At 69.2% G+C, this 8,384-nt stretch carries 8 protein-coding genes and 1 rRNA gene; all 9 read right to left on the bottom strand.

All coding sequences use genetic code 11. The features are described from left to right. Positions 1-146 precede the first annotated feature (146 nt). Positions 147-620 carry a bifunctional nuclease family protein gene (locus ACWDD7_RS23745; RefSeq protein WP_004934251.1) on the bottom strand — a complete coding sequence of 158 codons (474 nt, stop codon included), beginning with the start codon at positions 618-620 and terminating at the stop codon, positions 147-149. Between the two features lie 87 nt (positions 621-707). After that, positions 708-1,445 (bottom strand): transcriptional regulator FtsR, encoded by a 738-nt coding sequence (gene ftsR / locus ACWDD7_RS23750; RefSeq protein WP_351880121.1) that lies wholly within the window; start codon positions 1,443-1,445, stop codon positions 708-710. A gap of 42 nt (positions 1,446-1,487) precedes the next feature. Continuing rightward, a complete protein-coding gene (locus tag ACWDD7_RS23755; protein ID WP_450458822.1) occupies positions 1,488-2,318 on the bottom strand; it encodes an FHA domain-containing protein in 831 nt (276 codons plus the stop codon). A 190-nt stretch (positions 2,319-2,508) separates the two neighbouring features. Beyond that, positions 2,509-3,462 carry a DUF881 domain-containing protein gene (locus ACWDD7_RS23760; protein ID WP_450458823.1) on the bottom strand — a complete coding sequence of 318 codons (954 nt, stop codon included), beginning with the start codon at positions 3,460-3,462 and terminating at the stop codon, positions 2,509-2,511. A 4-nt stretch (positions 3,463-3,466) separates the two neighbouring features. Continuing rightward, positions 3,467-3,799, bottom strand: a complete 333-nt coding sequence (locus ACWDD7_RS23765) for a small basic family protein (protein ID WP_003988855.1) — start codon at positions 3,797-3,799, stop codon at positions 3,467-3,469. Then, entirely contained in the window at positions 3,796-4,731 is a 936-nt protein-coding gene (locus ACWDD7_RS23770) for a DUF881 domain-containing protein (RefSeq protein WP_392218489.1), read from the bottom strand. Before ACWDD7_RS23770 ends, ACWDD7_RS23765 begins: the two co-directional genes overlap by 4 nt. 231 nt (positions 4,732-4,962) lie before the next feature. Beyond that, on the bottom strand, positions 4,963-7,458 hold the full coding sequence (locus ACWDD7_RS23775; RefSeq protein ID WP_351880110.1) for a mannose-1-phosphate guanyltransferase: 2,496 nt from the start codon (positions 7,456-7,458) through the stop codon (positions 4,963-4,965). A gap of 114 nt (positions 7,459-7,572) precedes the next feature. Continuing rightward, a complete protein-coding gene (locus ACWDD7_RS23780; RefSeq protein WP_351880107.1) occupies positions 7,573-8,181 on the bottom strand; it encodes a CDP-alcohol phosphatidyltransferase family protein in 609 nt (202 codons plus the stop codon). Positions 8,182-8,289: 108 nt separating this feature from the next. After that, positions 8,290-8,384: ribosomal RNA gene (gene rrf, locus ACWDD7_RS23785) — 5S ribosomal RNA — on the bottom strand; the annotation flags it as partial.

The raw sequence follows: 8,384 nt of genomic DNA on the forward strand, positions 1-8,384 counted from the left end.
GGAAAGGCTAGCCGAATGCCCTCGCGGGGACCCGTAGGACGCTCTCAATCGCCGTTGGCAATTGCCCGGGTGACCGGCCGCCGAAGACTCCGCAGGGGGCTCCGGACGGACCCGAAGCGCCTCGTCGGCGGCTCGGCCGCCGGCCCTCACTGGTTGCTGGTACCGAAGTCCTCGGGCGAGATCTGGTCGAGGAACTCGCGGAACTTCTCCACCTCGTCCTCCTGCTCGTCCGGGATGGCGATCCCCGCGTCGTCCAGCACCGTGTCGCTGCCGTAGATCGGCGTGCCGGTGCGCAGGGCGAGCGCTATGGCGTCGGAGGGGCGGGCGCTGACCTCGACCCCACTGGCGAAGACCAGCTCCGCGTAGAAGACGCCTTCCCGAAGGTCGGTGATGCGTACCTCGGTCAGCTCCTGGCCGACGGCCTCCAGCACGTCCTTGAACAGGTCGTGGGTCAGCGGCCTGGCCGGGGCCATGCCCTGCTGGGCGAAGGCGATCGCCGTCGCCTCCCCCGGACCGATCCAGATCGGGAGGTAGCGGTCGCCCCCCACTTCGCGCAGGAGCACGATCGGTTGGTTGGAGGGCATTTCGACCCGGACACCTACGACATCGAGCTCGTTCACACAGCAACCCTAGGCCGTGCCCGGGATGTTTGGGTAGTCGGGCCGGGAACAGCTGCCCGATCCGGCCTCCGACGGACCACCGCCGGATCAGGGAAGACGCACCCCCAGGGCGGTCTTCACGAGGGCCGCGTGCAGCTTCATGGTGAGCGCGGCCAGCTCTTTCGTACGGGCCTCGGCGAGCGCTCTGGTCTGCGGGTTGCGGTGGCGCTTGAGCGGGGCCACCACCTGGTCGACCAGGCCGGCCTCCCGGTCGGCGGCCGCCTTCATCACCCGCAGGTGGCGGGGCTCGATCCCGAAGCGCCCCAGTTCGGCCACGAGCGAGGCCACGGTGACGGCCTCCGCGTCGTACGACCCGTCCGCCAGCGGGACCAGGAGTCCGTACGACTCCCACTCCACCAGCTCGGCGTCGCCGATGTCCGCGGCCGCCAGCAGCTCCGCGCGGCGGACCCGGGCCACCGTGGGCCCCTCCTGCACCTCCGGGGCGTCCTCCCCGGCACGTTGGCGCCCGACCACGGGCAGCGGGACGGCCTCACCCCGCTCCATGGCGTCCAGGTGCTCGCGGATCACCTTGAGCGGCAGATAGTGGTCCCGCTGCATTCTCAGGACGTGTCCGAGGCGCTCGACGTCACCGGCGCTGAACTTCCGGTACCCCGAGGGGGTCCGCTGCGGCTCGATGAGCCCCTCCGCCTCCAGGAACCGGATCTTGGAGATGGTGACTTCGGGGAACTCCTCGCGCAGCAGGTTCAGCACCGTGCCGATGCTCATCAGCCCACTGTCCCTGGCGGCGGTACCGCTTCCGGCACCGCCGCTCGGTGTTTGAAGCATGGACCTTCCCTGGGTTGCCCCCGGAGCGTGTCCGGAGGCGGGTCAGATGACCTGCCGGCTCGGGTAGAACACCAGCCGGTACTTGCCGATCTGCACCTCGTCGCCGCTCTGGAGGGCGACCTGGTCGATCGGTTCGCGGTTGACGTACGTGCCGTTCAGGCTGCCCACGTCGGCGACGGTGAACGAACCGTCCGGCGAGCGGCGGAACTCCACGTGCCGACGCGAGACGGTCACGTCGTCCAGGAAGATGTCGCTCTGCGGGTGACGGCCGGCCGTGGTCAGGTCGCCGTCCAGCAGGAAGCGGCTGCCCGAGTTCGGGCCACGGCGCACCACCAGCAGGGCCGAGCCCGCCGGCAGCGCGTCCACCGCGGCCTGGGCCTCCGGCGACAGCAGCGGCATGGGCGTCTGCCCGGTCGCCTCCGCGTCGTAGGCCTCAAGGCCGGAGATCGAGATCGTGGAGGTGGTCTCGGAGGCGCGCTCGGGCGAGATTCCGGGACGCAGCGGCGCACCGCAGTTGGAACAGAAGCGGGCGTTCACCGCGTTGCGGTTACCGCACCTCGTACACACCAGGACCGACATGGACGGATCCTCCTGCCGCGGCTGCCCCGCCGGGACATTGGACGCGTACGGGCCGGGAGCAAAGTCTCCACCCGTACTTGAGGTTGACGGTTGCCCGAAACCTATGCCGCCGGAGTGGGCAGGGTCAACTGACGGCGCGCCCTGGCCTCCCGAAATGTCACCACCCGGACCAGCCACCTGATCCCGGAACAACGGCCGCTGACCCTGTGCGTCAGGCTGTGCGCGATGACGAGCGGTCGCGTTCTCGCCGCCCTCTCGCGCGCTCTTGCCGAACCACTTCGCAAACAACTTCACGGGCGATTCCCCTTGACCGAAACAGACCCGCCCGTGGGGCAGGACGAACCCTGATTGCCGACACCGGCCGACCCGGACACCCTCACAACGTCCGTGCCCACCAGACAGTTTCCACCACGCGTCACCTCGTCGGTGCGCCGACCCCCCGCAACCTCATGCCCCTGCCGGACCGGCCCCATGCACCGCCGGTTCACCGGGAGGACGACCGAGCGTAGTCAGGCTGCTTCGCCTGCCGCAAGGCGTCCACGACGATCTTGCCCGACTGTGTGACGGAGACGGTGGCCTGCTCCTTCTCCAGAGTCTGCACCACGCCTCCCGGGATGTTCAGCGCCGGCTCCAGATCCTGCGGTTTGCCGATGACCTTGAAACGATAAGGGGCGTTGATCTTGTTCCCGTCCACGCTCACGCTCTTGCCCGCATCCGCGAAATAGGTGTTGGCCACCACGCGCACGCCGTTGACCTGGATCGCCTCCGCGCCGGCCGCGCGCAGCTCCTGGATGGTGTCGAGCAGCATGTCCGACTGGACCGTCCCCTTCGTGTCCTCGATCGTCATGGTGATGCCGGGACCCTGGGCCGCCACGGTGCCCGCCAGGATGCCGAGTTGCCGTTCCTTCTCGGCGGTCTGCCTGCGCGCCTCCGCGGCCTGGTCGGAACTGCTCTGGAGCTCCGACCGCTGCTTTTCGAGTCCCTGCTTCTCGTCCTCAAGACGCTGAGTACGCGAATCCAGTTCATCCAGGATGCGAACAAGATCTTCCTGACGCGCGCCGCGCAGCGCGCTGTCGGTGTCGCTGTTGGACGCCACCTGCACGGCCAGGCCGAAACCGAGGCCGAACAGGAGCAGGGCGACGATGAGTTGGGGCCGGGTGACGCGCGGCGGCCACAGCCCCTGGACGAGCCGCTGACGGCCGGTCATCGCGTCGTCCGGCCGCGGTGCGGGCTCCTGCGCGGCCCCGGGCGCCGGAGCGGGCACCTCGGCCGGCAGCTCCTTGCGCAGCCGGTTGGCCGGCCGGCCCGCGTGCTCGCCGTGCTCCCCGCCGCCGTGCGCGGGGCCGTGGTGTCCATGACCGCCGCGCTCGTGACCGTCGTGCTCGTCGCGGTGGTTCTCCTGGCCCTCGTGCGCGGGGCCGTTGTGCTGGTCGCTCATCGTCTCACGCCCGGAAGACGTGCCGTCGGATCGCCGCGGCGTTGGAGAAGATGCGGATGCCGAGGACGACCACGACGCCCGTGGACAGCTGCGCGCCCACGCCCAGCTTGTCGCCCAGGAACACGATCAGGGCCGCCACGACCACGTTCGAAAGGAACGACACGACGAAGACCTTGTCGTCGAAAATGCCGTCCAGCATGGCCCGCAGACCACCGAACACGGCGTCCAGCGCCGCGACGACGGCGATCGGCAGATAAGGCTCCACGACCGCCGGAACCTCGGGCCGGACCAACAGGCCGGCCACGACTCCCACGACGAGGCCCAGTACGGCGATCACGATGTGCCCTTCTCCGTCTTCTTGTTCTTCTCGGTCTTGTCGGTGCTCTCGGTGTCCGGCTTCGCCGTCCGTACGATCACACTGGGCGCCGCGGGCAGCCGGACGTCGCGCTCGGTGGAGATCGTGGCGCGGATGCCGTAGTTCTGCTCCAGGGCGTGCAGATACAGCCCGTCGGCGCCGTTCTGGAAACCACTGCTCAGCCGGGGCCCGTCCCCCACCGCGAGCACGGTGTACGGCGGCACGAGCGGCCTGTTGTCGACCAGGATCGCGTCTCCTGCGGCCCTGATCGCCGACAGGGCGGTCAGCCGCTGTCCGTTGACGGACACGGCCTCGGCGCCCGACGCCCACAGCCCGTTGACCACGCGCTGAAGATCACGGTCGCGCACCCGGCCGGTGTCGGAGAACCCGGCGGTCTCCCGCGGGTTGGTGCCGTCACCGCCGGTGCTGGCCTCCTTGGCGTCGTTCACCACGAGCTTGACGCCCGGACCGTGCACCTCGGTGGCGCCCGACAGCATGCCCACCAGGTCCGCCTCGGCACTGCCGCCGCTCGACCTCAGCGCCGCCCGCTGGCGCGCGCTGACGTCGTCACGGAGCTTGTCGACGCTGCCCTGGAGCTTGTCCGCGTCCCCGGTCTCCTTGTCGATGCGGTCGATCAGCTCCTGGTGCTCCTTGGCCACCACGGGCGCCGCCACCCGCGCCTGTGCCGCCCCTACGGTCACGACCAGCGCCGCGAGGACGAGGCCGCCCGCGAGGCCCAGCTTCGCCCTCAGGGTCTTCGGCAGGCCGCCCTCGCCCCAGGACTTCTTCCGGGCGGCGGCCTCGGCGTACCCGTCGTCGAGGCTGTGGTCCATGACGTTGGTGATCAACGACATGGAGGCGTCCGGACGGCGCGGCCGCGCGGCGCTGCTCCGAACGGGGGGTTGCTGCGGCATGCCGCACATCGTCGCATGTCGCGCGGGATGCCTCCGAACGGCCCCACCGACGTGCCGGACAGGCCCCCTTGGCGGACACTTGTCCGGCACGCGCACGTGCGGCGCTTTTGGGGCCCTGACCAGCACGGCACGCGGCCGCTCCAGGGCCCCGCCGAGCCCGCCGCGGGGCCGGGGAGCCCTGGAGCGATCTCGGAGCGGCCCTGAAACGGCCTCGGAGCGGTCTCGGGGCGGTTACCGCCCGGCGCTGTCCACGACGCCCGACCACTCGTCCAGCAGGGCCTGCGCGGAGGCGTCGTCCGGGCCCTCGGCCCACAGATGGGTGACCGCTTCGGCCGGATCGGGCAGCACCATCACCCAGCGTCCGTCGGTCTCCACGACCCGCACGCCGTCGGTGGTGTCGACGGAACGGCCCCCGGCCGCCTCGACCACCCGGCGCATCACCAGGCCCTTGACCGCCCACGGCGTCGCCAGGTCCCGCTTGAGCACGTGCGCCCGCGGGATCCGCGCGTCGATCTGGCTCAGGGTGAGCTGGGTCCGCGCCACGAGCCCGATCAACCGTACGAACGCGGCTGTGCCGTCGAACACACTGCCGAATTCGGGGATGATGAACCCGCCCTTGCCGTCGCCGCCGAAGATGGTGCCCTCCTCGCCACCCACACGAGTGAGGTCGTCCGGCGACGTCGTGGTCCACTCGACCTGGGTGCCGTGGTAGGCGGCCACCTGCTCGGCGATGCGGGTCGTGGTGACGGGCAGCGCCACCCGGCCGCTGCGCCGCTCCGCGGCCACCAGGTCCAGCATCACCAGCAGCGCCCGGTCGTCCTCGATGATCCGGCCCTTCTCGTCCACGAGCGACAGCCGCTCGCCGACCGGGTCGAATCGCACGCCGAAGGCGGCGCCCGAGGACGCGACGATCTCGCCGAGGCGCACCAGGCCGCTGCGTCGCATCTCGGCGGTCTCGGTGGGCCTGGCCTCGTCGAGGCCAGGGTTGATGGTCAGGGAGTCCACCCCGAGCTTGCCGAGCAGGCTGGGGAGCACCAGGCCGGCGCTGCCGTTGGAGGCGTCCACGACGACCTTCATGCCGGAGTCGGGGATCCCGCTGGTGTCGACGTTGCGCAGCAGCGACCCGGTGTACGAGTCGAAGACGCTGGACGGGAAGTACAGGTCGCCGATCTCGCCGGGGAACGCGCGCCGGTACTCCTGACGCGCGAACACCCGGTCCAGCTTCCGCTGCCCGCCCTGGGACAGGTCGGCGCCCTGTCCGTCGAAGAACATGATGTCGACGGAGTCCGGGACGCCGGGCGTGGTCCGGATCATGATGCCGCCGGCGCTGCCGCGCGCGGTCTGCTGGCGGGCCACGGGCAGCGGCACGTTCTCCAGGTCGCGTACGTCGATCGCGCTCGCCTGAAGCGCGGAGATGACCGCGCGCTTGAGCGCCCGTGCGCCGCGGGAGTGGTCACGGGCGGTGGTGACCGTGGAGCCCTTCTTGAGCGTGGTCGCGTACGCGCCGGCGAGGCGGACGGCCAGCTCGGGCGTGATCTCCACGTTCAGGATGCCGGACACCCCGCGGGCGCCGAAGAGATGCGCCTGCCCCCGGGACTCCCAGATGACCGAGGTGTTGACGAAGGCGCCGGCCTCGATGGTCTTGAAGGGGTAGACCCGCACGTTGCCCTGCACGATCGACTCCTCGCCGATCAGGCACTCGTCGCCGATGACCGCGCCGTCCTCGATCCGGGCGGCCCGCATGATGTCGGTGTTCTTGCCGACGACGCAGCCGCGCAGATTGCTGTGCTGGCCGATGTAGACGTTGTCGTGGACGACGGCCTTGTGCAGGAAGGCGCCGCTCTTGACGACGACGTTCGAGCCGACGACGGAGTCCTCGCGTATCTCCGCGCCGGCCTCGACCTTGGCGTAGTCGCCGATGTACAGGGGCCCGCGCAGTACGGCGTCGGGGTGCACCTCGGCGCCCTCGGCCACCCAGACGCCCGGGGAGATCTCGAATCCGTCGATGTCGACGTTGACCTTGCCCTCAAGGACATCGGCCTGGGCCTTGACGTAGCTCTCGTGCGTGCCGACGTCCTCCCAGTAGCCCTCGGCGACGAAGCCGTAGATCGGCTTGCCCTCCTTCATCAGCTGCGGGAAGACATCGCCGGACCAGTCGACCGGTACATCGGCTTCCACGTAGTCGAAGACTTCGGGCTCCATCACGTAGATGCCCGTGTTGACGGTGTCGGAGAAGACCTGTCCCCAGGTCGGCTTTTCCAGGAAGCGCTCGACCTTGCCTTCCTCGTCGACGATGGTGATGCCGAATTCCAGGGGATTGGGCACGCGGGTCAGACAGACCGTGACGAGCGCGCCCTTCTCCTTGTGGAAATTGATCAGCTCCGTGAGGTCGAAGTCGGTCAGGGCATCACCGGAGATGACGAGGAAGGCATCGTCCTTCAATGCCTCTTCGGCGTTCTTGACGCTTCCGGCGGTACCGAGTGGCTTCTCCTCATTGGCGTATGTGAGCTCCATTCCGAGCTCTTCGCCGTCACCGAAGTAGTTCTTGACGAGCGAGGCAAGGAACTGCACGGTGACGACGGTCTCGGTGAGCCCGTGCCTTTTGAGCAGCCGTAGCACATGCTCCATGATCGGGCGGTTCACCACGGGCAGGAGCGGCTTGGGCATGCTTGAGGTCATGGGGCGAAGGCGGGTGCCTTCGCCTCCGGCCATCACGACGGCCTTCATGTCGGAAGCGTCCTCCTCTGAGAGACGACGGTCTAGCCGACTTCACCCGTCCAGATTGTCCCGCACTTTTGCACCGCGGGCCATCGAGGCGTTACGTCAGGACAATCGCCGAGCTCAATCGGCCATGGCGTCCGCGCGGACCAATCGGCGGACTTGTACCACGTAGAGCACTCCTGCCCACCAGTAGAGCGTTGTACCCCACCCGGCGAACGCCCATCCGAAAACAGCGGCCAGTGACGCGATCCAACCACTTCCGTCGCTGAGGAGCAGGAGCGGGAAGGCGTACATGAGGTTGAACGTGGCCGCCTTCCCGAGGAAGTTGACCTGGGGCGGCGGATAGCCGTGCCGCCGGAGGACGCCCACCATCACCAGGAGCATCAGCTCCCTGGCGAGCAGCAGGGCGGTCAGCCAGAGCGGGAGGATCTCCCGCCAGGTGAGGCCGACCAGCGTGGAGAGCACGTAGAGCCGGTCGGCGGCCGGGTCGAGGAGCCGGCCCAGGCTGCTGATCTGGTTCCAGCGGCGGGCGAGCTTGCCGTCCAGGTAGTCGCTGACTCCGCTGAAGGCCAGCACGAGAAGGGCCCAGCCATCGCTCTTCGGGCCCCCGAACTCCGGCCTGAGGATCAACCACAGGAACACCGGTACGCCGACGAGCCGCGCCATGCTGAGGATGTTGGGGATGGTGAGGACCCGGTCCGTCTGGACACGGGTCTCCTGGACCTCCACCCGGGGGCCTCCTGTGGGAAACGAGCCAACGATGCTCCCTGACTTTACCCCAACGCAAAAAAGCTCCGGCCCTCGGGCAGGTGCCCAAGAGCCGGAGCTTTAAAAGGAGTTCGGCGGCGTCCTACTCTCCCACAGGGTCCCCCCTGCAGTACCATCGGCGCTGAAAGGCTTAGCTTCCGGGTTCGGAATGTAACCGGGCGTTT

Source organism: Streptomyces sp. NPDC001056, assembly GCF_053598955.1.

Coding starts and splice junctions, on each gene's coding strand:
- ACWDD7_RS23775 (WP_351880110.1), bottom strand. CDS start 7,458: ATGAAGGCCGTCGTGATGGCCGGAGGCGAAGGCACCCGCCTTCGCCCC.
- ftsR (WP_351880121.1), bottom strand. CDS start 1,445: ATGCTTCAAACACCGAGCGGCGGTGCCGGAAGCGGTACCGCCGCCAGG.
- ACWDD7_RS23760 (WP_450458823.1), bottom strand. CDS start 3,462: ATGAGCGACCAGCACAACGGCCCCGCGCACGAGGGCCAGGAGAACCAC.
- ACWDD7_RS23770 (WP_392218489.1), bottom strand. CDS start 4,731: ATGCCGCAGCAACCCCCCGTTCGGAGCAGCGCCGCGCGGCCGCGCCGT.